At 63.5% G+C, this 25,290-nt stretch carries 25 protein-coding genes, 1 tRNA gene and 1 pseudogene; 12 read left to right on the top strand and 15 right to left on the bottom strand.

Annotation, left to right across the window (positions count from 1 at the left end; genetic code table 11):
* Positions 1 to 107: 107 nt before the first annotated feature.
* The 4 genes and pseudogenes from RPS27_RS21330 to RPS27_RS21315 form a co-directional block, all read right to left on the bottom strand.
* Positions 108 to 607: pseudogene (locus tag RPS27_RS21330) on the bottom strand (GlcG/HbpS family heme-binding protein).
* 27 nt (positions 608 to 634) lie between these two features.
* Positions 635 to 1,297: a hypothetical protein gene (locus RPS27_RS21325; protein ID WP_313754261.1), complete on the bottom strand. Its 663-nt coding sequence runs from the start codon at positions 1,295 to 1,297 to the stop codon at positions 635 to 637.
* Positions 1,298 to 1,324: 27 nt separating this feature from the next.
* Entirely contained in the window at positions 1,325 to 2,227 is a 903-nt protein-coding gene (locus tag RPS27_RS21320; RefSeq protein WP_313754260.1) for a DUF1259 domain-containing protein, read from the bottom strand.
* Between the two features lie 15 nt (positions 2,228 to 2,242).
* On the bottom strand, positions 2,243 to 2,476 hold the full coding sequence (locus RPS27_RS21315; protein ID WP_211380963.1) for a PepSY domain-containing protein: 234 nt from the start codon (positions 2,474 to 2,476) through the stop codon (positions 2,243 to 2,245).
* Positions 2,477 to 3,063: 587 nt separating this feature from the next.
* Here RPS27_RS21315 and RPS27_RS21310 point away from each other — a divergent pair.
* From RPS27_RS21310 to RPS27_RS21300, 3 genes are read left to right on the top strand one after another with little or no spacing between them, the layout of a single operon-like run.
* Positions 3,064 to 4,098 (top strand): Cj0069 family protein, encoded by a 1,035-nt coding sequence (locus tag RPS27_RS21310; RefSeq protein ID WP_313754259.1) that lies wholly within the window; start codon positions 3,064 to 3,066, stop codon positions 4,096 to 4,098.
* A gap of 3 nt (positions 4,099 to 4,101) precedes the next feature.
* Complete coding sequence (locus RPS27_RS21305) at positions 4,102 to 4,698, top strand: ATP-binding cassette domain-containing protein (protein WP_313754258.1); 597 nt, start codon at positions 4,102 to 4,104, stop codon at positions 4,696 to 4,698.
* The gene (locus RPS27_RS21300; RefSeq protein WP_313754257.1) at positions 4,695 to 5,501 is read left to right on the top strand and encodes an ABC transporter permease; all 807 of its coding nucleotides are present in this window, start codon (positions 4,695 to 4,697) and stop codon (positions 5,499 to 5,501) included. Before RPS27_RS21305 ends, RPS27_RS21300 begins: the two co-directional genes overlap by 4 nt.
* A 1,289-nt stretch (positions 5,502 to 6,790) precedes the next feature.
* On the opposite strand, the gene RPS27_RS21295 is transcribed toward RPS27_RS21300, so the two are convergent.
* The 4 genes from RPS27_RS21295 to RPS27_RS21280 all read right to left on the bottom strand — a co-directional run bounded on the left by RPS27_RS21295 (position 6,791) and on the right by RPS27_RS21280 (position 11,776).
* Positions 6,791 to 7,048 (bottom strand): hypothetical protein, encoded by a 258-nt coding sequence (locus RPS27_RS21295; RefSeq protein WP_313754256.1) that lies wholly within the window; start codon positions 7,046 to 7,048, stop codon positions 6,791 to 6,793.
* Between the two features lie 1,106 nt (positions 7,049 to 8,154).
* Entirely contained in the window at positions 8,155 to 8,433 is a 279-nt protein-coding gene (locus RPS27_RS21290; RefSeq protein ID WP_313754255.1) for a hypothetical protein, read from the bottom strand.
* 356 nt (positions 8,434 to 8,789) lie between these two features.
* Complete coding sequence (locus tag RPS27_RS21285) at positions 8,790 to 11,105, bottom strand: hypothetical protein (RefSeq protein WP_313754254.1); 2,316 nt, start codon at positions 11,103 to 11,105, stop codon at positions 8,790 to 8,792.
* 302 nt (positions 11,106 to 11,407) lie between these two features.
* Positions 11,408 to 11,776, bottom strand: coding sequence for a ribbon-helix-helix protein, CopG family (locus tag RPS27_RS21280; protein ID WP_313754253.1), 369 nt, complete (start codon positions 11,774 to 11,776; stop codon positions 11,408 to 11,410).
* Between the two features lie 223 nt (positions 11,777 to 11,999).
* Here RPS27_RS21280 and RPS27_RS21275 point away from each other — a divergent pair, with 223 nt between their 5' ends.
* From RPS27_RS21275 to RPS27_RS21255, 5 genes are all read left to right on the top strand, one after another.
* Positions 12,000 to 13,391 carry an AAA family ATPase gene (locus tag RPS27_RS21275; protein WP_313754252.1) on the top strand — a complete coding sequence of 464 codons (1,392 nt, stop codon included), beginning with the start codon at positions 12,000 to 12,002 and terminating at the stop codon, positions 13,389 to 13,391.
* Positions 13,391 to 13,717, top strand: coding sequence for a hypothetical protein (locus RPS27_RS21270; protein WP_313754251.1), 327 nt, complete (start codon positions 13,391 to 13,393; stop codon positions 13,715 to 13,717). The genes RPS27_RS21275 and RPS27_RS21270 overlap by 1 nt, the downstream gene beginning before the upstream one ends.
* A gap of 421 nt (positions 13,718 to 14,138) precedes the next feature.
* Positions 14,139 to 14,636 carry a hypothetical protein gene (locus tag RPS27_RS21265; RefSeq protein ID WP_313754250.1) on the top strand — a complete coding sequence of 166 codons (498 nt, stop codon included), beginning with the start codon at positions 14,139 to 14,141 and terminating at the stop codon, positions 14,634 to 14,636.
* Positions 14,637 to 14,786: 150 nt separating this feature from the next.
* Positions 14,787 to 15,203, top strand: coding sequence for a hypothetical protein (locus tag RPS27_RS21260; protein ID WP_313754249.1), 417 nt, complete (start codon positions 14,787 to 14,789; stop codon positions 15,201 to 15,203).
* A 29-nt stretch (positions 15,204 to 15,232) separates the two neighbouring features.
* The gene (locus RPS27_RS21255; RefSeq protein WP_313754248.1) at positions 15,233 to 15,442 is read left to right on the top strand and encodes a hypothetical protein; all 210 of its coding nucleotides are present in this window, start codon (positions 15,233 to 15,235) and stop codon (positions 15,440 to 15,442) included.
* On the opposite strand, the gene RPS27_RS21250 is transcribed toward RPS27_RS21255, so the two are convergent.
* Positions 15,435 to 15,704 (bottom strand): hypothetical protein, encoded by a 270-nt coding sequence (locus tag RPS27_RS21250; protein WP_313754247.1) that lies wholly within the window; start codon positions 15,702 to 15,704, stop codon positions 15,435 to 15,437. The genes RPS27_RS21255 and RPS27_RS21250 overlap by 8 nt on opposite strands.
* A 238-nt stretch (positions 15,705 to 15,942) precedes the next feature.
* On the opposite strand from RPS27_RS21250, the gene RPS27_RS21245 reads away from it, so the two are divergent.
* Positions 15,943 to 16,158, top strand: a complete 216-nt coding sequence (locus RPS27_RS21245; RefSeq protein WP_313754246.1) for a hypothetical protein — start codon at positions 15,943 to 15,945, stop codon at positions 16,156 to 16,158.
* On the opposite strand, the gene RPS27_RS21240 is transcribed toward RPS27_RS21245, so the two are convergent.
* The 3 genes from RPS27_RS21240 to RPS27_RS21230 all read right to left on the bottom strand — a co-directional run bounded on the left by RPS27_RS21240 (position 16,155) and on the right by RPS27_RS21230 (position 17,973).
* Entirely contained in the window at positions 16,155 to 16,973 is an 819-nt protein-coding gene (locus RPS27_RS21240; RefSeq protein WP_313754245.1) for a metallophosphoesterase, read from the bottom strand. The genes RPS27_RS21245 and RPS27_RS21240 overlap by 4 nt on opposite strands.
* A gap of 141 nt (positions 16,974 to 17,114) precedes the next feature.
* Positions 17,115 to 17,190, bottom strand: a tRNA-Lys gene (locus RPS27_RS21235).
* Positions 17,191 to 17,370: 180 nt separating this feature from the next.
* Positions 17,371 to 17,973 carry a Spy/CpxP family protein refolding chaperone gene (locus RPS27_RS21230; protein ID WP_313754244.1) on the bottom strand — a complete coding sequence of 201 codons (603 nt, stop codon included), beginning with the start codon at positions 17,971 to 17,973 and terminating at the stop codon, positions 17,371 to 17,373.
* Between the two features lie 26 nt (positions 17,974 to 17,999).
* Between RPS27_RS21230 and RPS27_RS21225 the strand changes: the two genes are divergently transcribed.
* Entirely contained in the window at positions 18,000 to 18,203 is a 204-nt protein-coding gene (locus tag RPS27_RS21225) for a hypothetical protein (RefSeq protein WP_313754243.1), read from the top strand.
* A gap of 12 nt (positions 18,204 to 18,215) precedes the next feature.
* Here the strand turns inward: RPS27_RS21225 and RPS27_RS21220 are convergent, their stop codons facing one another.
* The 3 genes from RPS27_RS21220 to RPS27_RS21210 all read right to left on the bottom strand — a co-directional run bounded on the left by RPS27_RS21220 (position 18,216) and on the right by RPS27_RS21210 (position 22,026).
* The gene (locus RPS27_RS21220) at positions 18,216 to 19,220 is read right to left on the bottom strand and encodes a TRAP transporter substrate-binding protein (protein WP_313754242.1); all 1,005 of its coding nucleotides are present in this window, start codon (positions 19,218 to 19,220) and stop codon (positions 18,216 to 18,218) included.
* Between the two features lie 240 nt (positions 19,221 to 19,460).
* A complete protein-coding gene (locus RPS27_RS21215; RefSeq protein ID WP_211416387.1) occupies positions 19,461 to 21,023 on the bottom strand; it encodes a 2-isopropylmalate synthase in 1,563 nt (520 codons plus the stop codon).
* A 739-nt stretch (positions 21,024 to 21,762) separates the two neighbouring features.
* Positions 21,763 to 22,026 carry a hypothetical protein gene (locus tag RPS27_RS21210; RefSeq protein ID WP_313754241.1) on the bottom strand — a complete coding sequence of 88 codons (264 nt, stop codon included), beginning with the start codon at positions 22,024 to 22,026 and terminating at the stop codon, positions 21,763 to 21,765.
* Positions 22,027 to 22,350: 324 nt separating this feature from the next.
* On the opposite strand from RPS27_RS21210, the gene RPS27_RS21205 reads away from it, so the two are divergent.
* Positions 22,351 to 23,568, top strand: a complete 1,218-nt coding sequence (locus RPS27_RS21205) for an SMP-30/gluconolactonase/LRE family protein (RefSeq protein WP_313754240.1) — start codon at positions 22,351 to 22,353, stop codon at positions 23,566 to 23,568.
* Between the two features lie 332 nt (positions 23,569 to 23,900).
* A complete protein-coding gene (locus tag RPS27_RS21200; protein ID WP_313754239.1) occupies positions 23,901 to 25,082 on the top strand; it encodes a hypothetical protein in 1,182 nt (393 codons plus the stop codon).
* The last annotated feature ends 208 nt before the right edge of the window (positions 25,083 to 25,290 follow it).

Raw genomic sequence — 25,290 nt, 5'->3', positions numbered from 1 at the left:
GAGCTAGTTCACAGATTGCTCTCACTTCTAGCGTTGCAGCGGGAGGGGCCTCGCTGGCGATTGGGTCACGTTCCAATCTAGGATACTGGAGCCGCTCCATATCCAGGTCAGAACTCCAGCCTGTCGCGGATGGCGTCGATGCCGTCCCTCGCGCACGCTTCGTCAGCGTCGCCCCCGGAGCTCCGGAGACACCTACCGCTGCGACCAGCGAGCCGGTGGCTTCGACCACCAGTCCCCCTCCTATGATGACTACTCCAGGAAGATGGCGAATGCCCGCCTGCATCATGCCGGGTTGACTGATCGCATTGAGCTCAGTCGTACTGGTCCTGAACGACGCGGCCGTCCAAGCCTTGCCTGCCGCCGTTGGTGGCATGTGAGGACCTGCAAAGCGATCACGCAGCATCACTTGCGTCACGCCGAAACGATCGACCACGGCGACTGCGACTTGGAATCCCCGGGAGCGGCAGCTATTCAACGCGGCGCGTGCAAGATCGAATGCCAACTCTGGAGCTAGTGATTTGTAGGCGACCAAGTTTTCTTCTGCCCGCAGCGGGCAGACGGAAGCGATCACCAAGGCAGTCGCGACCATCAGGGGTCGAGTGTTCATGGTTATCTCCGGCAACGGGACGGGGACCTATTTGACCTCACCATGCGTCAGATCATCAAACAGGGTCACGCTATCCGCCTTGGTCCACAGGCCGATCATGCCCGATTGAGCAATCGTGGCGTCCTCAACGTCGAACAACTGGCGTCCGTCATACGTCACCCTGAACCGCGTTCCTGCGAAATCGCAGCGCAGCACGTGCCACTGGCCGGACGCCACGGGCGCATTGACGCCATATCCGCCCTTGCGACCCACGATATCCAGAGACGTTCGAACGCCTTTGATCGTCTTGTAAAGCACGACATTGTCCTCCAAAGCGTTTGCCCGGACGACGTAGTAGTTGTCGGCATCCTTTGCGCGCCAGATGACCCCCGCAGCGCGATCCTCAGAGCCGGTGATCGCTTTGAATTTTACTTCGACGAAGCCGTCGCGGATGTCGGTATCTCTTTTGAGCGCCACTGGGAAAGTCGCCCTGCCGGATTGCTTGAGGACGTTCGGCTTGCTCGGCGCCGTGTGGTCTGGCTCAACGGTCCAGTTCGCCTCTCCTCGGCCAGTCATCGTAAGGATCCAACCTTCAGGCGACGTTCCCGCGGGAGCGTCATCGAAATTCACGGTCTGAGCCATGGCGGACGCTCCCATCAACGAGATCGACATGAACGCTAGGGCGAGCAGCGGCTTGGCCCGGTAGGACATCGGATCGCCTCCTTTGCGATCTACGCCTTAGTTCTTCGTGCTCGCCGTTTTGTCCAGGGCAGCGCGCAAACCTTCGGCAAGCCGGATCGCGTCGTCATTCGCCCAAAAGTGCATGAAGAACAGCCTCGGCTGCTCATCGAGCATGTGACTGTGTAGCGCCGTCACGTCGATGCTGTGTGTCCGCAGCGCCACGATGACGGGGTTGACCTCGTCGGCCGTCAGCACGAAGTCGCCCGTGATGGCGGCCTTTCCGCCCCCGGTCGGCTGGAAATTGATGCCGATCGCCACGCCCATCGGGCCGACGGGCGTCAACGGCGTGCCGTCTTGCGTGATCGGGTCGAGCCGCTTCACGTTGAACTGGTAGACGCCGCCGTTTGCTTGGCCTTTAACGCCGATGATCTGGTCGAGCTTCGCCGTATCGAGGTCCACGGCGGGCGGTGGGCTCGCGGGGGCCGCGATAGTCAGCGGCGTCGTGCTCTCGGCCAGCGCATCATGGATCGCCGAGGCCAGCTTGAGGGGGTCGCCGTGACCGGCCACGTGCATGTAGAACGTCGCCGGGCTCGCGCGCAGCAGATGATTGTGCACGGCTGTGATTTCGAGACCGCTCGCGATCATCTTCGCCATCACAGGGTTAATTTCGGTCTCGAGCAGCACAAGGTCCCCCATGACCATGGCGCCACCGTGCCCAGGTTTGAAGGCGACCCATCCGCCAAGCGCCAGTGAAGGCTTGATCGTCACGCCGTCCAGGGTCACCGAAAGGTCGCTACGTGGGAAGCCGTAGCGGTGGACGTCATCGGAGACCGCAGCCTTCCGGCCGAGGGTCTCGTCGACCTTTTGCCAATCGATCGCTTGCGCGCGTGCCATGTAGACGAAAGGCAGGTAGGCGAGAACGAGGCCGATCACGATGAGGGGCCAGACTGTGCGTTTCATCGTACTCCCTCCACCTCAGTTTCGTTCTTTGATCTGGCCGCTGCTGTCAATGACGAGCGTCACCGGCTTGCCGTCCTTCACCGCCTTGGCGGTGATGCCTTCGGCGGTCGATTTGACGTCGGTTACCTGCGAGTAGCCGGCCGCCTGGATCTTGGCGACAAGCTCGTCTTGGGTAAGAGCGCGGGAAGGCGCGAGTCCCGCCGCAAGGGTCACGATTATCGCTACCTGATAGATCATCGATGTTCGCATGTCTGATCTCCTGGTTGTCCCAGCCCCAGAAGTAGTCCCGCATCCGGCCACACCTGACCTTGTTGGCCGGACCATCGTGCGATCCCCTGATCGTGTCGCGGCAACCTCGGTCGTGTAGGAAGAGACCTGGGTTCACCCGCTCGATGGCGTCGTCGAACATGCGCGAAGCGCAGCGCGAAGCCGCGAGCCGGCCCAGCGTCGGCGCGGCCCGAGCCTAACGATCGAGATAGTTTGTCGAGTGAAAGGTAGGTGTACAATGCTGACATGCTGCGCCCTTGGTGATCAGGACGCGATTCTTGAGCATGACGCCTCGCGGGGAGATCGCATATCCCCGTCACGCGACTAAAAACTCACTCGGCCAGGCTGTCAACCCGCGATCGCTCGGGCGCGTGAAACCGAACGTCACGAAAATTTCACCGCCGTCCGGAACGGAAGCGACCTCTTCCCTGCGTCAACACGCCAGTCAAGAAAGCCGCCGCTTGAAGGATCCTCGCGATATCAGGTAGACTGCCTGGGCGGGATTAAGCAGACTCCCGGCGAGACTTCGGTCCAAGCTCTGCGCAGCACGCAACACGTGGAGCTTGCGCATGGACACCGAAAAACACTCTTCTGCCCGACGCACGGTAGCCATCCTCTCGCGAGGAGACGCCGACGCGCGTCGAGATGCCACCCCGAAAAGCGGCCGCTTCGTCGACGTCTTCGATGCGCTTGCCGCCGTCGGCGTCAAAGGGCGCCCCGTGATCTACGACGAGAGTTTCGCAGACGCCGTCCGCGAACAGCTGCTCGCGGTTGACGGCGTACTCGTCTGGGTCAACCCGATCCAAGACGGTCGAAACCGCGTCGGTCTGGATGCCATGCTGCGCGACGTCGCCGAACTGGGCGTATGGGTGAGCGCTCATCCAGACGTCATCCTCAAGATGGGCACTAAGGAGGCGCTCTATCGCACCCGCTCGATGGGTTGGGGAAGCGATACGGCGCTCTATCAGACCGCCGCAGCGATGCGCGCCGAGTTGCCGACGCGGCTCGCCACTGGTCCACGCGTGATCAAACGCAACCGCGGTAACGGTGGCCAGGGTGTCTGGAAGGTCGAAAGGTTGTTGACCTCCCCGATGATCAGGGTGCTGGACGCGACCAAGGACACGCCCGAGGAACTGACGCTGGATGATTTTCTCCGTCGCTGTGCGGAGTATTTCGAGAACGGCAGCGTAATCGACCAGGCGTTCCAGCCTCGCCTGAGCGAGGGCGTGGTGCGTTGCTATATGGCAGGCGACCGCTGCGCGGGCTTCGGCCACCACAAGGTCAAGGCCCTGGTCGACTCGCCGGCTGACCGCGCCGAGGCCGGACCGCGGCTCTACTCCTCCAACGCAGACCCGCGCTTCCAGCGGCTGCGTCGGCTGATGGAAGACGAGTGGACGCCGCAGATGACCTCGTTGCTCGATATCGCGCGAGGCGACCTGCCCGCGATCTGGGACGCCGACTTCATGCTGGGACCCCTTCAGGCGGACGGGAGCGATAGCTACGTGCTCGGCGAGATCAACGTCAGCTCTGTGCATCCCTACCCAGCCGAGGCGCCGGCCGAGATCGCTCGACGGGTCGCCGATCAGCTGCAGCTCAAGCTTTGACGCATGCTGACGGTCAGCGGGCTCAAGCGCTTGCACATCTCCGTGTCATTCGACTTGCAGGACGGCGAATGCGTCGCCCTGCAGGGGCCGTCCGGTGTCGGGAAGACCTTGCTGCTTCGCTCCATCGCGGACCTCGACCCCAACGAAGGAACGGCCAAGCTTGACGGAACGCTTAGGGAGGCGATGCCCGCCCCCGCTTGGCGAAAGCAAGTAACCTATCTCGCCGCCGAGCCCGGGTGGTGGTCCGACATCGTGCAAGAGCACTTCACGAACTGGGATGATGCCCTACCGCTCGTCAAGCGCCTAGGGCTTCCGAGCGACTGCGGACCTTGGCCGATCCAGAGACTTTCCACGGGCGAGAGACAACGATTGGGGCTTGTGCGGGCGCTCATGCTGCCTTCGCGCGTGCTGCTGCTGGACGAACCAACCTCGGCGCTCGACTCGGCATCCGCCGCCGCCGTCGAGGCTTTGATTGCCGGACGTGTGGCGGATGGAACGAGCGTCATCTGGAGCACCCATGATGACGCTCAAGCGCGACGTGTCGGATCAAGGATATTCGCGATGAGCCCTGACGGCGGCATCAAGGAAAGCCGGCAGTGACGTACATTCAGCTTTCGTACGGCGATCTGATCCTACCCGCGCTCCTTGTCGTCATGGATGGCGTCCTCTCGCTTGTTCTCCGCCTCAAACTTGAGAAGCAACTGGCCATCGCGACCGTTCGGATGGTCGTTCAGCTCGTTCTCGTCGGATACGTGCTGACGTTCCTGTTTGCCGCGGTCTCGCCGATCTGGACCGCACTCGCCGCGTTCATCATGGTTCTCTTCGCCTCGCGGGAAATCGTCGCGCGGCAGAAGCGGCGTCTTACGGGCGTCTGGAAATACGGCCTGGGAGCGACATGCACGCTAGTCGCCGCCGGCACCGTCACGATATTCGCGCTCCTCACGGAGCTACGCCCCGATCCTTGGTATCACCCGCGCTATGCGCTGCCTCTGCTGGGCATGATGCTGGGCAACACCATGACCGGAATTAGCCTTGGCCTGGACGTGCTGACGAACAGCTTGGTGCGCGAACGGGCCGCCGTAGAAGCTTGTCTGGCGCTAGGCGGCGGCCGACACCAAGCAATGCTGCCGATCATACGGGACGCCTTGAGAAGTGGGTTCATGCCGATCGTGAACAGCATGGCGGCGATCGGCCTCGTTTCTTTGCCCGGGATGATGACCGGCCAGATCCTTGCCGGCGTCGAGCCGGTCGATGCGGTCAAATATCAATTGCTGATCATGTTCCTGATCGCCGGTGGCACCGGCCTGGGAACGCTGGCGGCCGTCCTGGGAGGCGCTCGCCTGCTTACCGACCATAGACACCGGCTACGTCTCGATCGCATAGAGGCCGGGAAGTCCGGATAGAGCAACGGTCAGGGCGTCCGGCGACCTCAAGCGTCTCGAAATCGTCCGAGATTGACGGCCGAAATGGCCGTCGCGGTGGTACAAAGCGGTGGTCACAAAATTCGGCCGGGCTTTTCGGGAATCCTTGTTTTTCGGCTGTTTTTGCGCAATCGCGGCATGGGGGATGGGAGTCCCACTCTCTCCGCCACAGTGCGCTTTATGTGCGCCCTTGGGAATGGCCGAGCCTTTGACAGCGCGTCCCACCGTTTTGGATGAGTAGGCCATTAGATAGGGAGATTCGCGATCGCTTCGTCATCGGCCGCCTCCAATGCGGATGGCGACGGGCGGCCAAATCGACGACAAGTGATCTCGAATTCAGGAATTCTCGATCGCAAATACTCGGCCGCGCTTCGGAACTGTCTTTGGAGGTCGGGATCAAGATCCGAAAGCCACCCTGGCAGATTTTCGATAGCCCGCACGCATCCCTTTGACGATGGCCGGCCCTCCGAGTCCAGACGATAGATCGTTAGACCGTTGCGACGCACCAGCAAGGGAAGATGTCGATTTTCATCGACTGCTTCGAACAAATCGCGACAAAGAAGATGGAGTTGAGATTCAACAAGATCGAACGGCGGCGGGGGCACCTCGCAATTGATTTTGGCCAAATATGTTAGATTATCGCCCATCCGGCCGTCTTCGGATTGGCCCGCCGCGAAAACCTGGCCATGCGCCACAAAGGAACGCAGATTAATTCGTCCAAGTAATGAGCGCGAGCATCGGAAAGCTTGGCCGGGAGTGGGCGTCCAGCCTCCCAGCGCGCGCTCTCCGCGACCACGGTCTTGAAGACGTTCCTTGCTTCCGGAGAACGGATCCGCCCAAGGGCCGCCTCCAGCGGGCAACGGCAGAAGGGTGCGACCTGCACCCCCTGAAAAATCAAATCCCCAGCACAAGGCCGGGGATCTGGGCAGTCTTTCCGCGGTCACTGCCAGCGGAGCTCGTTGATGGCAGGGCTGCTCCCGGCCTTCCACGTCGGCTTACCCGCGCCTATGCACGGAGAAGCTAAAATGAGCGGGCGCGTCGGAAAATCAACACAGGCTTTTGGCTTTGGTTAAAGTATGAATCGCGGTTTAGCACAAAGACCAGCCCTGTCCCTGGCCGTTTAGCTGACGTTAACTTTGCCTGCCTGCACTCCCGGATTCACGGCGCCGAGCAATCGTGCCGTGAGTCAATGATGGCTTACGTGCTACGCTGCGCAAAATCGACAGTTGCGCGCTTCGTCCGCATTCGCCTGTGCGGGCCCTCTGGACGAACTACAGCATCCAGAAGAAGCATTCGCGGCCCTTCGCGTAAGCCGCCTCCATGTTGGCCACGCCGGCCTTGGTCATGACGTAGCCCTCCTCCTGGGCGATGTAACGGCCTCCGAAATGCTCGCAGAGCCGGTTCACGCGAGTCTTAATCCCATGGCCATCTTCCATCGTGCGAACGATGACACGGCGAGAACCCTTCTCGATGATCAAGTAGGGCGCAAACAAATCGAGCTGGACACCGTCAGACTGCGATTGAGACATTACTGATACTCCTCTGCCGCTTCGACGTCGAAGCTATGGCTCAACATGCCGCGACTGCGGCGGGCCCGTCGAGAGCCTTCGCAGAGACGATGAAGGCCATCATGATCCCGGGCTGGAAAACGACTCAGGATGGACCTTCTCGTCGGCGCAAAGCACGATCCTGAGCGCAAGGAGAACCGACTTGGCGGAGGAGTCATCAGCATGGTTAAATTCGTCTCTGAGGCACCAAAGCGCGGACCTGGCGCTGTCCAGCTTTTCCACAACTATCAGCGATGGCCGAGCTCGGACTCGACGGCATCCACCCTCGGCTCACCGTCGGGAACGTGATCCATACAAGCCAATACCGTAACCGCGCGGAACAGCGTCGGCATTGTCACTGCTCCCAATGCAGCAGGTGGCCTGTCCGCCGGTCGCCGGACCCGATTGGTTCGGACTTGACCTCGCGCTTAGCTGCGCCCGGAAGCGCTTGTCGGCGCTCGCCGCCGACATCGAGACGGCGCCCAGGCGTCCGTAGACGTTGGCATCGACCGCCGTAATGGACGTGCGTTACTTGAGCTTCATGCGAGTTCTCCGGCTCAGGTTGCCCGCTACTTGAATCGGTCGAGCACGTGAGCCTTCCTGGCTGAACTTGCCTTGGCCTTGATCGCGGGGCATGCATTGGCGACGACGTACGCCAGGCTTCCGCAAATCCGCGAGACGCGCCCGTACGCCGCTGTCCTGTCCTTGCTGTGCGCTTGCGCGTGCTGTCCATGCGAGCATTGTCACCGGTGACAGCGTCAGCAAGCGATCCGGTCGATCATGTGCGAAAAAGCAAGAAGCGCTCGCGGGGGTCTTCCTGGGGGTGAAGGACGCGAGCGCTTCAGGATGTCAGCCTGGTTGGATCGACCGGCCGAGTGAAACGTACGATCGTCTCCGACTTGAAAAAGGACAACAACCTTCGGACGCGTCGACGAAAAAATTGGGCTCCGAAGCCATCGCGCCGAGCCCAGTTTGTCAACCAAACAGCGCGGGGTCGACCTGCGCTGCCTGGAAACTTCGCGAGACGGACTATCGCCGCGAGACCTACACGGGTCAATCCTAGAATTTCGTCGACGTGCCTCCGGCGCTTAGAACGGCAGCTTGCGCTCGTCTTCCCAGATTGGCGGCCCGCAGGACTCGTCCGCTTCGCCTTGCCGGTCGCCGGGATCGACGAGCTTGATCCTGAGCCTGCGCAACGTCCGCCTCGCCTCGTCGATCGAGAAGCCGCGAGCCTTGAGATCGTCGAGCGCTCTGCGGAGCAGGTCGTAGTCGAGGCTGGTCCACTTGTCAGACCACGACGAGGTCGCCAGCGCCACCGCGAGCGACAGGCCTACCTGTTCGACCGTCGGAGCCTTGCGCCGGTCCATCTCGCTCCGCCATCTTGCTGTCCGCAGCCGCGCCTTGGCTCTGCTGACTTCGATCGGCTGCCGCCGACGAGGTTTCACGAACCTGGAGTCCGGCCTGTCCGGGTCACGCTGGAAATACGTTCCGCACGCGGAGTCCATCTCCGCGATACGGTCGACGTCCTCCGGAGTCAGTCTGCGTCTCATCGTTGCCATGTTGCCTCCTCGTCCCGACCGGCTGACCGATCGGCTGCGCCCGCGGTTATCCGGTGCTGCGCAGCAAGGGTAAACGGATCGAAGGAGGCCTGGGGCCGGAGGCTCCGCATCGGCGCGCCGCAGGCTCTGCTGATCGGGCCCCGGAGGTCGTTCCGATCCGGCTGCTACTGGATAGTGTCGTGGTTGCCGTACTGCAGGCTGTCGGTCTCGACGAGGACACGGTGACCACCGACGCGCAGCCACGGCGACGCATGCTCCGCAGGAAGACCAGTCGTCGAAGTCACGGTTGCCAGAGGCTCCGCAGGACCGCGCAGACGACGTGCCTGCGCCGACGACGGATGCTCCGCAACCCGACAGGAAGGAGGTTTGTGATCATGACCGGGCTTGCCGGGGCTGGTCGCTGCGCTGGCACCGCTGACGATGGACAGGGTCGTGACCACCGGAGCCGAAGGAACGGAGACCTGCAGGGTAGAAGCAGGGATAAGGATCGGGGGTTTTACCGGTGAACAGGGGGTGGCTATATATCTAGAAGCCGCCCGGAAAAGCGAAATCGCGACGTCAACCAGGTCGTAGACCGTTGATTTTCCGAGCTTTCCTCCCTTCCTGATCCAGGCAATGACGGCCGCCCTGTCCTCCAGATCGCCGCCCGACCGCTGGAACAGGCCGATCTGCTCGTCCATGGTCGCCAGCGACTTCTCGCGGAAGCCGCGGTTGGTCTCGATGGCCGCCAAGCTCTTCTTGGCGAGTCCTTGGGCCTTGCGGTCATCGGGGCGCACGGCGCCGACCAGTCCGAGATCCCTCTGGAGTCCGCGGTCGCGGAACCGGTTGTCGCCTTCGTACTGAGCCTTCGACTTCGGCGACGGACGCTTGCCGCTCCAGAACTCGATGTGCTGCGCGAGGAGCCGGCGCACCTCCTTGGTGTCGCCGAGCGCCTGGATCACGCGAGGCGTCGCATGTCGTTTGAGCCACTGCGCGTGCAGGGTCGGCGTCGCCAGCGAGTCCTTGTAGGCACGGTCGTTGGCTTTGCGAGCCTTCGCCCGCACGTCCAAGAAGATGTCCTTGGAGACCTGGAAGCGGTGCTGCGACTCCGACATCTCCTCGACGGTCTTGTTCTGGAGCCTGGCCTGGCGGCGGCGCATCTCGCGCTTGTTCGTGGCGACGGTCGGCAGCTCGCGGATGAAGTCGGCGAGGTCGGGGAAGGTCTCCTCGCATGCGACATGCCACTTCGGGGAGAGCGGGTTTTTGATCTTTCCCGTGTTCTCATGGCCGCAGTCGGCGCCGAGTTCGATCAGAGCCGAGACCACCGCCTGCTGCACCATCTCGAAGGTGCGGATGGGCGCCGCCTTGCTCTGCCCACAGATTCCGACCTCGCTGTTGGGCGGCAGGATCCAGATCAGGTGCGGCCCCTCGATCTCACCCTCGGCGGTGAGCGAATAGACGATCAACGTCGGCATCAGCGCCGGGCCGAGAACGCGCATCAGCTCGCGCCGGAGCACTCGCAGGCTGGTAAAGTTCCTGTCGAGGTCCGCGACGATCTGGCCGCGGACCGTCCACCAGCCGATGGTGACGTAGTCCATATCCCGGACGAAGATTGGCTCCATCAGCGTGGTGCCGACGAAGACGCCGCGCTTGTCCCAGCCCACCAGCGCTTCCTTCGGCAATCGGGAGCTGAAGAGCTGAAGCCCGCGGACCCCGAGACGGGACCTCAAAGCCGTGCCGATGCCGGAGGAGTTGCGGAACGACTCCTTGAAGGGCAGCCGGCGCCGGTCGGAAGAGATGCGGGGGCCGTTGCTGTCGTATTCCTGCAGACGCTTAGCCACCTTCCGGCGGTGCATCTTCGGAGCCTCGAGCTTCGCCATGACGTGATCCGGCATCGGGACCACGTTGCCGTTCTTGTCGAGCTTGACCTTCTTCGGCTTCGGGTTCGCCTTCTTGTCGGCCTCCTCCACCTTGCGGGCTTCGAGGCGCTCCTTCGACGCTGCGGCGGACTCTTCGACGGCTTCGTCATGGTAGAGGAAGTAGGAGTCCCACGCGATCCGCTTGTTTTCGTCGTATGCCGTGCACTGCCAGCGCTCGTCATCCGGCAGCGGCTCCGTGATCAGGCGCTCGCTGCCGTCCTTGTCGATGAGGATGACGGTCGGGCGGTGATCGACGGTCGGAGTGACCGCCTCGCGCCGCCTCGCGTCTTCCTCGCGCGCGGCGCGGAGGTATTCCGGATCCAGCGGGACGCCGTCGTCGAAGGTGCCGTCGTCGAGCGGCACGTCGACCGCAAGAAGGATTCCGCAGCGCTCGCGCAGCTCGGCCTGACGGCGACGATGGTCCTCTTGGAGGTCCGCCAGGCGGATATTGATGCGATCCCAGGCCGTCTGATGCTTGTCGGACTCCCACCGCTTCCAACCGTCCGCCTCGAGATGACGCAACAAATCGCCGCCCGCCGGGGCGTGCGTCAAGGATTCGATATTGGCGGGTTCGATGCTCATGCTGTCTCGGTCGATCCAGCATCCAGTATCCAGCTGACGCCCGCAACATGCAAGCGAATCCTAGGCACCGGCCATCGAATTCGTCCGACGGCGGGTAACAGGTCGGCACCACGTCCAGCGTCGGCGCCCTCGCCGCCGGCGGCGACGTTTCTAGATTCGTAATCTCACGTTTCTAGAGTCGAAATGTCCGTGGCCGCTGTCTGGTGCCGATATGTTGGCAAGGAACAGCGACGGCGCGCGCTGATATCGTTGAGGTATTCCGGCGGAAAATTCGAGTCTTGTAGTATCAAGGAGTCGAATTGTCAGTCCTCTCCGAACCAGTGATCCTGCGGTTCATCGACCCACCGCGCCGGCGCCGACTGACCGAACAGAAGCGCGTAGATCTGATTAAATTTGGCCCATTTGGCGCCGAAAAGCATCGAGTTCTGGTTCATCAGCTCGAGCGGTGACGGGTAGTTTTCCACACGTTTGCCCTTCTGATCGATTTTAGGATTGCGCGGGTCCGATTGCACCCAGGCGACCAGCAGTTGCTCGACGTAGGCCGACCGGGACATGTTCCGCTCGTCGGCGCGACGCTGAAGGATGTCGATCAGGTCGCTGTGAACGCGCAGCGTGAGCCGCTCATGCTTGATGTCCGCCTCGTCGACCTTCGGCCCGGGTTTCACGCGCATCTTTCTTTTCGAATCCTTAACCATGGGGATTGCAAGTCCTTGATTTATGGCGACACTTGTCGCACAAGTATCGTTCAATGATGGCAACTTGGCTGACCATGGATAACACGTCTCAAAAGGATTCGTCGAGGCTGCCGGAGGCCCGTTTCCGCGCATGGTTGCTCGAGCGTATCGCCGAGGACCGGGCCGAGACAGCGCCGCCGCCGGAAGAGGAGGACGACCGATGACGAAGCTGCAGCACCCCGCCCTCAGTCTCCTGTTCTGCGCCCGCTGGGACGACGCCTTTGGCTGGCTGCACCACGTCTCCGAGGAGACCATCGGCGCCGAGCGCGCGCAGCGGCTTCTCGACAAGTGCGGCGACCGCCAGGCCATCCAGGACGAAATCAGGGACGTCGTCGACGCGCTCTATGCACTCGGCACCCACCAAGCTGGAGAGCTGGCTCTGGCCTGGAGCATGATGTGCTGCCGCGCCACCTACCCGCCGTCGTTTAGGGGTCTGCTGCCCCAGCTCCAGTACGCTCTCGACGCCGCCGACCTCGATGCCGACGACGACGGCGACTGCCGCGATCGCCTGCGTATCTGGTGGGCCGCCGGCGCCGGCGACTACGTGAAAGAGAAGCGCTCCATGTTCGCGGTGGCCGTCGCCGTGCTCGCAGGCGCGATCATCAAAGAGCCCGCATTCGGGTCGCCTGCGCATGAGGTCGACGTGGCGGCGTGGTTTCGTTCGGCTTACGAAGGCCCGACGCTGACGGTGATGCCGGCCGAGAAGGCGACGAAGCTGAACTCCGCAAACAAGCAATTCGCCGATATCCTGGATAAGCCCCTGCCGCTCGTCGTCGCCCGCGACCTGGCGGAGGCTCGTCGACGCCTCGGCTACGAATTCCCCCACGCCGCCGCGGCGCTGGACGCGCTGTTCCGCGACCTGCGCGAGGGTGAGCCGATCAAGCTGCGCAACACGATTCTTTTGGGCAGCCCCGGCTGCGGCAAGAGCCGCCTCGTTCGCAAGTGGGCGCAGGCCGTGTCTGGAGGCCAGCAACACGTCCATCGCGTGGATGCCGCCGCGTCGGGAAATGATTCACATTTCGCCGGCGTTTCAAAATCTTGGTCGTCCACCGAGGCGAACGTGCCGGCGCGCGCGGTGCTGGCGTCGCGCACGGCGAATCCTTTGGTGATGATCGACGAGCTCTGCAAGGGTTCGCCGCGCGGGGGTCTGAACGGTACCCTGTGGGAAGCGCTCGCGGGACTGGCCGACAGGGAGACCGCTGCCAGATTTCGTGATCCCTCCTTAGACTGCGAGCTTCGGCTAGACTGGGTCAGCTTCTGCTGCACGGCCAACGAGGTCTCGCATCTTCCCAACTACCTCAAGGATCGATTTCGGATCCTGAAGGTGCCGGCGCCGCGACTCGTCGACCTGCCGCTGCTGGCGGCGTCGATCGTCGACGACATGCTCATCGAGGACGGTGACGAGTGGGCCGGCAGCGTGGCGCCGTTCGCCCCCGACGAGCTGAGGGTCATGGGCAAGGCCTGGGAGGCCCGTAATTTCTCAATGCGGGCGTTGCAGAAGATCGTCGCCGCGACCCTCGAGGCCCGCGACGCCCATGCGATGAGGCACTGATGTCGAACAGCGGTTGGAAGCAAGACCTGGCGCGCGATCTCGAGAGCTTCACCCTCGGAGAGACGCCGAGCGCGTTCGAGATGCTGCGGGCGCCGACCATCGAGAACTGGACGACGCAGGTCCGCCGCGTCGGCAAGGAGTTCAAGCTCGTCGTGATGGGCCAGGCGCGGAAGCACCCTGACTACGACGATGGCGAGGACATCTGCACCGCGGCGATCCACTGGTTCGACCGCAAGGGCCGCTTCGCCCGTTCCGCGCACCGGCTCTACATGCTCGGCGAGCAGGCCGGCGAGGAGATCCCGGTCGACGGGATCGCTACTGAATGACCACCGCATTCAGTGAAAGTTGTTCACTCAGAAGTCGTGAACGGTCAATTGGTTATCGTCGTTCAGCGACGCGGAATGATGCGGAACACGCTGGCTCAGATCGAGCGCGCGGTGTCGGCGCTCGGCGGGGCGCGCGTCGCCGTCCTCACCGAGGCCCAGTGGCAGGCCCCGTAGGATACCGAAGACGGCTTAGCTTCCCAAAAGGCGCGAACTTCATCGGCGGCCTCTGAAAATTTCTAGCGACCCGCGCAGATTGCGCTTCGTCCTTGTAGAGGCGGCTGAGATGATTCCTGCGTGCTGGCCGTGAAGCGTTTGGACGCTCCGATGTCGCGATGCTCGGATGACGCTCTCGAACACGGCGCTGCCGCGACAGCAGCGAGCGGGGTTCGCTCCCGCGCCGGCTACGATGGGAGAGGCAGAGATGGCGATAGACAAGCGCCTGTTCGACAGCTCATCGATGACGCGCCCGCCGACACCGCCCGTGGACGAGGTGACCAGCAATATCGACGAAGGATTCGCGCCGGAGCCCGCATCAATCCTCAAGGCGACGATCGAGGCGCTGAATGAGATGGACCGGATTGGCTCGACGCCGCCAACGGACAGCGTCGATGAGATCCTGCATCACGTCCGGCTGCACGGCGAGGCCTTCATCCGCTTCGCCGGCGACAGCTACCGCGTCACGTTCGACGCTGCCGGCAACGTGCGATCGGAGCGGCTCGCTGACGCCGACCCGTTCGTCGCCAAATATGCAAGCTCGCTGGCGGACAACATGTTGGGAGACGTCGGCTTCAGGCCGAGCTCACCGGCGACCCCAGGCGCGCCTACACCAAGTTCGCGGAGGACCGCACCTGATGCCACTGCATCTGACCAAACGACAGCGTCTCAAGATCCTCAGCTATGTCGCCGACCACTGCGTTGAAGGCGTCTGTCCGGACGAGCCGCCACGGCTCGCTGGCGTGGACTTCGGCTACGCATTGCTGACGATGGGTATCGAAAGGCTGTGCGTCACCGAGGATCCGAACTTCGTGTGGCTGACGCCGGAAGGCGAGAAGTTTTTGGAGAGCGCGTGATGCTGGGCGAGTTCACTAAGACAAATCATATCGACGAGCCGCGCACGCCAGAGCAGGTCCGACGGGACGTCGAGGCCGCGCGCATCTCCGCCTGCCTCCGCTTCCTCGAATTCCTTCAGAGCGACAACCCGATGCAGTTCCTGGTCGGGTACCTCGACGAGACATGCTGGAAGCGGGCGGCTTTCGAAGTCAGGCCGCTCTCCGACATCATCAGCTGTCGCGACGAGAACCTGCTGGAGAAGTTCGACAACAGGTATGCCGAGCTGCGAAACGGCTGGCGCGCAGCGATGAACGACCTCTCCACCTTCCCGGCCGGCATCTCGAAGCCTGACCTGTGGCAGGTCGAATTCGAGGAGTGCGAGGCCGACGCGGTCGGAGCCGTCCAGGTCAAGATGGCCGACGGCAGCGTGCACTGAATGCGGCGCGTCGGCCGGGAGGACGTGTGGTGACTCCGCAGTTCATCTGCACAGGCCACGACACCATCGCTGGCTGTGGCGCAGTCCTCACCGACGAGGAGCGCCGCTACTATCACGTCTGCTGCGAGAAGTGCGAGCAGGAGTGGCTCGCACGCATCGAGGCCTGGCGCGCTGGCGCAGCCGATGCGGAGTTCGATGCGCGCTGGCCGTCTCTCAGTCAGCTGCGTCGGCTCACCTGAAATCAGGCCAGCAGCCGTCTTCTTCGTGACGCCCGGTCCTGATCTCGCAGCGCTCGTTGAGCAGCCGCTGACCGACGCCGCGCCATAGAGCGTCGGCGCCCCAGCGCGCGATCAGGTCGCGTCGATACTCGCGGACGCCGCGCATGCAGCGCAGGCACGACACCGTCAATTCCTTCGCCTGGATCTCGCCGAGCGTCAGCCTGGCCGACGGCCGGTCGATCCTCTCGCGGATCCCGCAGGACCGCGTCCCACCAGGCGTCATCGTCGTCGACGGAAACGCTGCGCCGCTGGTTCTCTGCCAGGCCGCGCGACGTCTCCTCCGTCCTCTGCTGCTTTGGCGTGGGAAACCGCCATTCTGCACAACGTCGTCCGGCCATACGCGAGACTCCAATTGACCGGAGAACGAATAGAGAACAGAATGGTTTCAACGTCAAGGGACGTAAGGATTCAGGGGCATCGCCCGGCTTCTGCCCCTGCGTTCTTACATTCAGGACTCCTTGATGGCCGACCCCGCCGAGCAGCAACCCGTCGACGAAGCCGCCGAGCTCGATACCGCCGTCGCCCAGGCGATCGAGGCCTGCGGCGGCGATCCGGTCGACGCGGTGCGCGCGCTAATCGTCGCGAACTCGATGCTCGAGCAGGAGCTGGCCGACGTCTACGCGAAGGCCTCGCATGGATTCCTGCGCGGGCGGCGGGTGCCGAAGCGCAAGGACTAGCGGAAGCGCGGACGGGGCGCCCAGTCCGGGATCTCGACGACGAGATCCGGAGTGAATCCGGGGTTGATAGCCCACGCGTACCCGTGTGGATTGCAGACTATCCGAGTCCCCGCCCCGTCTCCGCCGACGGTATAATCATGGCTGTCGTGGACGTGCCCATGCACCCAGAGCGATGGCTTGTACTCCTCGAGAATGGCGGACAGGTCGCTGATGAAGCTCGAATTGATCGCTCCGTCGTCGGCGTAGCGTTCGTGCAGCGATCCAGGATGAACCCCGTGATGCGTGATCACCACGGACGGACCGTCATGCTCCTCGGAGAGCCGATTGGTCAGCCAGCGACGCTCCATCAAATGCCTTTTGTAGGCCTCGGCGGGCGTGAACGGTGCCGGGAATTCCGCGCCAGGCGTAGTCCTGATGGACTTATGGTCGTTGATCCACCGGCCGGCCCGGATGCCCTCTGCCTGGCTTTCCGCTTCGAACCGGTAGTCGGTCCAGAGGGTGCAGCCGAGGAAGCGGACGCCGTCGATCACCGGGACAGCGTCGGCGTCCAGGAAGGTCACGTTGGTGGGGCGCGTCCTGTTCCTGATTACAGCGGCAGCATCTTCGAGCACGCTTCCGTAATATTCGTGGTTGCCGGCTACGAACAGTACAGGCTTGCCCCACAGCCCGCGCTGGTTGGTCAGCCAGCTCGTCACTCTGTGGGCGTGGTGCACGTCGCCGGCGAAGATCGCCACGTCGAAGTCGAGGTTCTCCGGAACGGTGTAGCCGTGATCCCAGGCCTCGATGTGCAGGTCGGATGCGATGAAGAGCTTCATGACCGGACGATCGCGCCCGCATCGGCAAGAGGCAAGCTGCGATCTTGGCGCACTTTGCCCCCGGTTCGCCCCCGGCGGCGCCAGGCGACTTCTCGCGAAGGATCGCCAAGCGGTTTAACGTAACGATTTTAGGAGGATGCTTGGTGGGCGCACCAGGGCTCGAACCTGGGACCCGCTGATTAAGAGTCAGCTGCTCTACCAACTGAGCTATGCGCCCGAAAGGCCGGTCAAAGCCTTGCGAGGCCGGTCGTTTAGCAAAGCGATCCGGGTCTGGCAAGCGATCGGACGCAAGTTTTCCAAGGTTCTTCCACAGCGCCGGAAAAGCGAAAAGCCGCTGGATTCCAGCGGCTTCGCCAAGGTTAATTTCGGGGCTGATCCCCGCAAAAGCCCGCTTTGTTCAGAGCCGGCCCTCGCGGTCGCGGCCCTCGCCGCCGTCGCGGTCGAAACGCTCGTGATGGAAGTGCTCCATGCCGCGATCCATCATTCGGCCCATGCCGCGCTCCATGAAGTGGCGCGGGCCGTCCTCGCCGCCGCCGAACGGGCCGCGGTGGCGGGTCAGCACGGCGAGGCGCCGTTTCTGGCCGTCGTCCAGGGTCTTGTAGAGCGGGTCGGCGGCATCGGCGATCTTCTTCAGGGCCGCGGAGCTGGCGCCCATGTCCTCGGCGCGCTGACGCAGGCGGGCGATCGGATCTTCCGGCCTGTCGGCGTCCTTTGCAGCGTCGCCGGGACCATTCATCCGCGCATTGGCGCGATCGATGCGCAGCTTGGCGAAGTCGCGCACGGCCGCCTCGACCGGCGGCCACAGCTTCTCCTGATCGGCGTTGAGCTTCAGCCCGGCATGGACGGCGGCAATCCGCGCGTCGACGAAGGCGGCGCGGTCTTCCGGATTCATGCGCATGTGGCGGACATGCTCCATCCACGGGCGATGATATTGGGCATAGACCGCGCCCGAGCCGGCAATGCTGAGCACGGCGATGGCGGCGATGGTGAACTTCCTCATGACGTAGCTCCTCTGGAAGGATGTCCATGAAGATGGGCGCGGTGCGGCTGACACGCAACTTACAACTTGGACAGGGAGCGCGTCCTTACCAAGATGTAACGACCGATTTTACCTCCGGCCGCAAGCTGGAAATCATTCGCAACAAAAAGGCTTCCGTGCAGGCCGCACGGAAGCCTTCGTTCATCGTTCGGACGGATCAGTTCGCCGTGCCCTCAGTTGGTCGCGCTTAATTTGTGGCGCTCTCAATTTGTGGCGCTCTTGGCCTCTTTCAGGAATTCGTCGATCAGCGGCTGGCCGATGCGGCCCGCGGCGTCCTTGTAGACCGGCTCCATCGCCTTGCGCATCGCCTCGCTCTGCTCCGCCGTGAGCTTGATGATCTCGCTCTTGCCGCTCTTCTTGATCTCGGCGAGCGCGTCGTCGTTCTCCTTCTGCGACTGCGCATTGCCGAAGTCGGTGGCTTCCTTCATCGCCTTGGTAAGGGGATCGCGGATGTCGGCCGGCAGATCGTCCCAGAACTTTTTGTTCACGATCACGACGTAGCCGATGTAGCCGTGATTGGTCTCGGTGATGTACTTCTGCACCTCGTGCATCTTCTGGGTATAGATGTTCGACCAGGTGTTCTCCTGGCCGTCGACCACGCCGGTCTGCAGCGCCTGGTAGACTTCCGAGAACGCCATCACCTGCGGCAGCGAGCCGAGCGCCTTGAACTGGGCCTGCAGCACGCGCGAGGACTGGATGCGGAACTTGACGCCCTGGTAGTCGGCGGGCGTCACCAGCTTCTTGTTGGCGCTCATCTGCTTGAAGCCGTTGTCCCAATAGGCAAGGCCGGTGATGCCCTTGGCGTCCAGCAGCTTGAGCAGCCGCGCGCCGAGCGGCCCTTCCGTCACCTTCCGCAGCGTCTTCAGGTCGGGCAGGATGTAGGGCAGATCGAACACCTCGAACTCGCGGATGCCGAGCGGTCCGAACTTGGAGTTGGACGGTGCCAGCATCTGCACGCTGCCGAGCTGCAACGCCTCGAGCTCTTCCTTGTCCTTGTACAGCGTCGAGTTCGGGTAGACCTCGACCTTGACCTTGCCGGCGGTGTACTTCTCGGCGAGCTCCTTGAACTTCTCCGCAGCCTTGCCCTTCGGCGTGTCGGTGGCGACGACGTGGCTGAATTTGATGATGATCGGCGATTGAGCCGACGCCGGACCGGCCAGCCCGAGTGCCAATGCCGCGATGGACGCGGCGATCGCGAAGGTGCGCATGTTCTCTCCCTGTTATTATCTGGACCGCCCGGCGCGCGGGCGGCCAATCCTCATGCCGACAGAATCAATACAGGCCGTCGGGCTACGCTGCTATTGGCCGTTAGCAGGGCAGGTATCTCTCAGACTGTCATTCCGGGATGGTCCGAAGGACCAGACCCCAGGTGCGCAATAGCGCACCGGGGAATCTCGAGATTCCGGGTTCGATGCTTCGCATCGCCCCGGAATGACCAACTTCGTCCGTCAGCCCGCTGCTGCCGTCGTAACCGTGTCGCGCTGGCGCTTCATGACGATCTTGTTGAGCGCGCCGAGATAGGCTTTTGCGGATGCCACCAGGGTATCCGGATCCGCCGCGCGTGCGGTCATCGAGCGGCCGTCCTGCGACAGCCGTACCGACACTTCCGCCTGCGCGTCGGTGCCCTCGGTGACGGCGTGGACCTGGTACAGCTCCAGCTTGGCCTCGTGCGGCACCAGGCGCTTGATGCAGTTGAACACCGCGTCCACCGGACCGTTGCCCTCGGCTTCCTCGATCTTGATCTGGCCGTCGACGTCCAGCTTCATGGTCGCGCGCTGCGGGCCATGGGTGCCCGCGATCACGGTCAGCGAGGTCAGCTTGATGCGGTCGTGCGAGGCCGCCATCTCCTCGTCGACCAGCGCCTCGATGTCCTCGTCGTAGATGTCCTTCTTGCGGTCGGCCAGCGCCTTCATCCGCGTGAACGCGTCCTCCAGCTGGTTCGGGCCGAGCTTGTAGCCCATCTCCTCCAGCTTGTGCACGAAGGCATGGCGGCCGGAATGCTTGCCGAGCACCAGCGAGGACTGCTTCAAGCCGACCATCTCGGGCCGCATGATCTCGTAGGTCGAAGCGTCCTTCAGCACACCGTCCTGATGGATGCCGCTCTCATGCGCGAACGCGTTCCGGCCGACGATGGCCTTGTTGTACTGGACCGGGAACGAGGTTGCCGCCGACACCACCTTCGAGGCGCGGGTGAGCTGGGTGGTGTCGATCTTGTTCCAGTAGGGGAATTTGTCGTTGCGCACGTTGATCGCCATCACGATCTCCTCGAGCGCAGCGTTGCCGGCGCGCTCGCCGATGCCGTTGATGGTGCACTCGACCTGGCGCGCGCCGCCGACGATGCCGGCCAGCGAGTTCGCGACCGCCATGCCGAGATCATTATGGCAGTGCACGGAGAACACTGCCTTGTCCGAATTCGGCACGCGCTCGATCAGCGTCTTCATGAAGTGGGTGTATTCCTCCGGCACGGTGTAGCCGACGGTGTCGGGGATGTTCACCGTGGTGGCGCCGGCCTTGATCACGGCCTCGACGATGCGGCACAGGAAGTCCATCTCGCTGCGGGTGCCGTCCTCCGCCGACCATTCGACGTCGTCGATCTGGTTGCGGGCGCGCGCGACCATCGCGACCGAGGTCTCGAGCACTTCTTCCGGCGTCTTGTTCAACTTCACCCGCATGTGCAGCGGCGAGGTCGCGATCACGGTGTGGACGCGGCCGCGCTTGGCGAACTTCACGGCCTCGGCGCAGCGGTCGATGTCGGCCGGATGAGCGCGGGACAGGCCGGCGATGACGGAGTTCTTGGAGCGGCGGGCGATCTCGCTCACCGCTTCGAAGTCACCCTGCGAGGTGATCGGGAAGCCGGCTTCGATGACGTCCACGCCCATATCGTCCAGCAACTCGGCGACCTCGATCTTTTCCTCGAAGGTCATGGTGGCGCCGGGGCACTGCTCGCCGTCGCGCAGCGTGGTGTCGAAAATGATGACGCGGTCCTTCTCGGACTTGTTCACGGTGGCCATTTCAAATTTCCTTTTGAGCTTTTGCGCCGTTCAGGCCGTCTTGGTCCCTGGGCTTGAGGTGTCCGGTGATCTCGACCAACCCCTGAGCGCCCAGGCGCATGGCGCCCAGCCGGCCCTCAGGGGCAGCTAAGAAGAAGCCCGCCAATCAGGTGGGTGGGCAGCAGCGCGGCCGGGATCGTGGCGGCGGCCAGAGCCACCTCCCCCGAAATCCCCTCGATTTGGCCGCGAATCAGCATTGCCAGACCCTTTTGAGCCCACAAATCCTCGGCGAAAACCGTTGACGGTTGGTTGCCGGGAGGCTCAGTGGCCTGTTTCTAGACGAGAAATGGCCGCAACTGCAACGCCAAAAGATGGTCAGGGGGATTGACCTGGTTGCCACCCCTCCCCCCGCTTCGTGCCTGGACCCGCTGCAGGCGCGCAAGCGATGCGGCGCAGAGCCCGGACCCAAAAGGCGGCAGGCAATCCGAAATCCCTCCGCGGAGGCAGTCCGGATTGCTTCGCTGCGCACGGGGACTACCCGCCCTGCCCGTCCCATCTCGTGCCGACGCTGCCGCGTCCACCGCAAGCCCGGCTCGCGATCAAGACGACCTCGAGATCGCCCTCCTAGATGAGCCGGGATGGGCGACATATGCGCCATTTCCGAATTTCGGTAAAGTGGCATATTTCTGCGCGAGTGGATTGACAGGGGCCGACACAGGCACGGTCGCGTGGCCCGGGCAATGAGCTCCGATCCTCGCCCCTACCCCGCACGGCGGGCGCGGGCCCTCGTTTCCCAGCGGTTCAGCATCTGGCCGAGCTCGCCGTTGACCACGGGCACTGCCGTGATGGCGCTGGCGATGTCATTGGTGTTGGCGGGTGGGTTGGCGGGAAGCCAATCCGGTTCGCTATATTCCCGCCAGCGGCGAGCTTCCGCGCGTCGCTTGTTGGAGATGGTGTCACGCGTGAAATAGCCGGCCGCGAACGCGACTCCCAGCAACACGATCAATACGACGACGCCAGCCACTCTCAACTCCGTTCATCGCCCCCGCACGGTGTCTGCGTGGCAATCCGCGCGAAATCATGGCTTGAAACGGGCCGAATGCGTGACATGCCGCGCTTTGCCGCAGGGAGATTTTTACTCAAGCCGGCGGAACATTTTCGAGCCTTGCAAACGGCGTAAAACGGACGCGAAGCGCGTCTGCTCCAAACGCATTCGAATATGACGGGATTGCGGCTCCGAGCCATCGTGCGCATCCAATTCCACCCTCGCAACCGGCGCGGGACCGCATTAACCTCCAGTTGCTCGGCCGGATCAACCGGCCAGCCGAACATGACTTGGGAGGACGCGATGACACGCCAGGAACAGCGTGAGCAGGAGCTTGCGCTTTCACGACGAACACTTGTCCGAGGGCTTGCGCTTGGCGCCGCCGCCACCGTCGCCGGCCCTGCGCTGGCCCAGACCGGCCCCGCCGCACCGCCGACCACCATCACGACCCCGCCGCGCGATTTCGGCCCGCACGGCGCGCCGACGACTTATTTCTGGGACCCCGACATCATCGCAGTCGATCCGTCCTTCAACGATCTCGCGCAGCCCAACACCGCGATCAAGCGTCTCTACACCGGCGTGCTGTGGGCCGAAGGCCCGGCCTGGAGCGCGCAAGGACGATATCTGCTGTGGAGCGACATTCCCAACAACCGGCAGATGCGGTGGAGCGAGGACGACGGCCGGGTCAGCGTGTTCCGCACCCCGTCCAACAATTCCAACGGCAACTCTTTCGACTTCCAGGGCCGCCAGCTCTCCTGCGAACATTTGACCCGCCGGGTGACGCGCTACGAGCATGACGGTACCGCCACAGTTCTCTGCGACAATTACAACGGCAAGAAACTGAATTCGCCGAACGACGTCGTCGCGCATCCCGACGGCAGCTACTGGTTCACCGATCCGCCCTATGGCGGCCAGCTCTACGAGGGCGAGCCGGATGCGGCGGGGGGCGCGAGCAATGCCGGCGGCAAGCTCAATCCGCGGATCGGACAGCCAGCCGGCTTCACACCGGGCAAGCGCGAGCTGCCGACCAATTGCTATCGCATCGACCCTTCCGGCCGCATCGACCTCGTCGTCACCGAGGAGCAGGTGCCCGATCCGAACGGCCTCTGCTTCTCGCCGGATTACAAGAAGCTCTACGTCGCCTCGACCGGCAAGGGACCGGGCGATACCGGACCCGGCGGCAAGGGCGAGATCTTCGTGTTCGACGTCGGCAGCGACAACAAGCTGTCGAACCTCAAGAAGTTCAGCGAATGCGTGGTCGACGGCGTGAAGTGCGGGCCGGACGGCGTGCGCTGCGACGTCAACGGCAATGTCTGGGCCTCCAGCAATGCCGGCCGCGCCGTCGGCTATAGCGGCGTGACGGTGTGGTCACCGGAGGGCAAGCTGTTCGGCCGCATCCGCCTGCCGGAGGTGTGCGGCAACATCACCTTCGGCGGCCCCAAGCGCAACCGGCTGTTCATGGCCGCAAGCCAGTCGCTTTACGCGGTGTTCACGGCAACGCAGGGCGCGGGGCCCGGCTGAGGGCGAACCAGCTATCGTCGGGTGGGCAACGGCGCAAAGCGCCGTGCCCACCATCTCCCTTCGTTTCAAAGGGATCGTGGGCACGCTTCCGCCTACGCTTTTCGAGCTGCAGCGGACCAGTCGTTTTGCCCACTCCGCGCGATACCGGGTTTCATGACAGCCTGACGACGCGCGCGCGCCGATGACGTTCCCCGGCCGCAATCAAGCTGCACCGCGGGCCAATCTCCGCCATCAAAGCAAAGATGATGTGCGACGCGGCAGGGCCGCAGCGCGGCGCGCGGGCATGATGCTCGCCGCGCTCCGCGCCGGATATGAACTGGGGAGCCTTCGCGATGCGCCATATGCCAAACGACACGATCATCACCAACGTCGGAAGCCAGGAGCTCGTGCTCGTATTCGGCGATCCCGGTCTGCCGATCGACGGCCGCGGCGGCAACGACACCATGATCGCAACAGTCGATGGCGGGCCCAGCACCCTGCTGCTGGTCGGCGACGATGAGGATCTGCAGGGACGGTCGCACGGCGGCAACGACCATTTCGTCGCCGATGTCGCGGGCTTCGGCGTCTATGTCACCGTCGACGGCGACGCGCGGACGATGTCCGGCCATGCCCATGGCGGCAATGACGTTCTCAACGTCGACGCCACAGATACGATCTATACGACCACCTCTCTGTTCGGCGACGCCGAGATGGCGATGAGCGGAGAAGCGCGCGGAGGCAATGATTTCATCACGGGCACGATGGGAAACAGGGCGTACGGGACGTTCGTCGGCGATGCGGGTACGACCATGAACGACGAGACCCAAGGCGGCAACGACATCATCAACGTCACCCAGGCCGGCGTCTATGGCGCCGCATCGATCTTCGGCGATGCGCCCGACATGCTGGGCGAGGCACGTGGCGGCAACGATATTCTCGTCTACACGGTTGGCACCGAAGCGCGATCCGGGGGTGCGTTCATGGCCGGGGACGCGGACTACATGAGCGGCAACGCCCGCGGCGGCGACGACGTGCTGATCGCAGCCGTCGACGGCAATCCCGATTCGACGTCGATCACCATGTTCGGTGATGCCTCGAACATGTCAGGCAACGCGCATGGCGGCAACGACATCCTCGTGGGCAGCGCACGCGGCGACTGGCTGTATGGCGATGCCAACATCTACGCCCCGGCCGTGGGCAGCTCGATCACGGGCGGCCGCGACCTCCTCAACGGCGGCGGCGGCGATGATCAGCTCTGGGGCGGACCGAACAACGATCTGTTCGTGTTCAACGCAGGCTCGGGCCAGGACGTGATCAACGATTTCGATCAGGGCAACAAGGCCGCCGGCAGCACCGCGCCGGAGCATGACGTGATCGACGTCCACGCTTACGGCTTTGCAGGCTGGGCCGATCTGAAGAGCCTGATCAGCGACGACAGCGCCGGCAATGCGGTGGTTCACCTGACGGCCAGCGACACGATCACGCTGGACGGCGTCCATGCGGCCGATCTCAACGCCAGGGACTTCATCGTCTGAGGCGCGGCTTGCCGCCGGCCGAACGCCTCTTGCAAGGTCCCGCCCTGCCACCGCAGGGCGATCGCCTTTGGCAGCGAGCTCGGCCGCGACCATCCTTCGAGACGCCCGCCGTTGGAGGGCCCTCAGGCTGAGGATCGCCTGCGCGGCACCCGTTTCGACAAGCACCGATGCTGTTTAGCCTCACAGGCGCGCTGGCATCAAAGGACCC

This window comes from Bradyrhizobium sp. WYCCWR 12699 (assembly GCF_032144035.1).
In the GTDB taxonomy this organism is placed as follows: Bacteria; Pseudomonadota; Alphaproteobacteria; order Rhizobiales; family Xanthobacteraceae; genus Bradyrhizobium.
The sequence above is the reverse complement of the archived record's forward strand: the minus strand, read 5'-3'. Positions and strand labels throughout refer to the sequence as shown.

Coding starts and splice junctions, on each gene's coding strand:
- RPS27_RS21325 (WP_313754261.1), bottom strand. CDS start 1,297: ATGTCCTACCGGGCCAAGCCGCTGCTCGCCCTAGCGTTCATGTCGATC.
- RPS27_RS21320 (WP_313754260.1), bottom strand. CDS start 2,227: ATGAAACGCACAGTCTGGCCCCTCATCGTGATCGGCCTCGTTCTCGCC.
- RPS27_RS21315 (WP_211380963.1), bottom strand. CDS start 2,476: ATGCGAACATCGATGATCTATCAGGTAGCGATAATCGTGACCCTTGCG.
- RPS27_RS21310 (WP_313754259.1), top strand. CDS start 3,064: ATGGACACCGAAAAACACTCTTCTGCCCGACGCACGGTAGCCATCCTC.
- RPS27_RS21305 (WP_313754258.1), top strand. CDS start 4,102: ATGCTGACGGTCAGCGGGCTCAAGCGCTTGCACATCTCCGTGTCATTC.
- RPS27_RS21295 (WP_313754256.1), bottom strand. CDS start 7,048: ATGTCTCAATCGCAGTCTGACGGTGTCCAGCTCGATTTGTTTGCGCCC.
- RPS27_RS21290 (WP_313754255.1), bottom strand. CDS start 8,433: ATGGACCGGCGCAAGGCTCCGACGGTCGAACAGGTAGGCCTGTCGCTC.
- RPS27_RS21285 (WP_313754254.1), bottom strand. CDS start 11,105: ATGAGCATCGAACCCGCCAATATCGAATCCTTGACGCACGCCCCGGCG.
- RPS27_RS21280 (WP_313754253.1), bottom strand. CDS start 11,776: ATGCGCGTGAAACCCGGGCCGAAGGTCGACGAGGCGGACATCAAGCAT.
- RPS27_RS21275 (WP_313754252.1), top strand. CDS start 12,000: ATGACGAAGCTGCAGCACCCCGCCCTCAGTCTCCTGTTCTGCGCCCGC.
- RPS27_RS21270 (WP_313754251.1), top strand. CDS start 13,391: ATGTCGAACAGCGGTTGGAAGCAAGACCTGGCGCGCGATCTCGAGAGC.
- RPS27_RS21265 (WP_313754250.1), top strand. CDS start 14,139: ATGGCGATAGACAAGCGCCTGTTCGACAGCTCATCGATGACGCGCCCG.
- RPS27_RS21260 (WP_313754249.1), top strand. CDS start 14,787: ATGCTGGGCGAGTTCACTAAGACAAATCATATCGACGAGCCGCGCACG.
- RPS27_RS21250 (WP_313754247.1), bottom strand. CDS start 15,704: ATGACGCCTGGTGGGACGCGGTCCTGCGGGATCCGCGAGAGGATCGAC.
- RPS27_RS21245 (WP_313754246.1), top strand. CDS start 15,943: ATGGCCGACCCCGCCGAGCAGCAACCCGTCGACGAAGCCGCCGAGCTC.
- RPS27_RS21240 (WP_313754245.1), bottom strand. CDS start 16,973: ATGAAGCTCTTCATCGCATCCGACCTGCACATCGAGGCCTGGGATCAC.
- RPS27_RS21230 (WP_313754244.1), bottom strand. CDS start 17,973: ATGAGGAAGTTCACCATCGCCGCCATCGCCGTGCTCAGCATTGCCGGC.
- RPS27_RS21225 (WP_313754243.1), top strand. CDS start 18,000: ATGAAGATGGGCGCGGTGCGGCTGACACGCAACTTACAACTTGGACAG.
- RPS27_RS21220 (WP_313754242.1), bottom strand. CDS start 19,220: ATGCGCACCTTCGCGATCGCCGCGTCCATCGCGGCATTGGCACTCGGG.
- RPS27_RS21215 (WP_211416387.1), bottom strand. CDS start 21,023: ATGGCCACCGTGAACAAGTCCGAGAAGGACCGCGTCATCATTTTCGAC.
- RPS27_RS21205 (WP_313754240.1), top strand. CDS start 22,351: ATGACACGCCAGGAACAGCGTGAGCAGGAGCTTGCGCTTTCACGACGA.
- RPS27_RS21200 (WP_313754239.1), top strand. CDS start 23,901: ATGCGCCATATGCCAAACGACACGATCATCACCAACGTCGGAAGCCAG.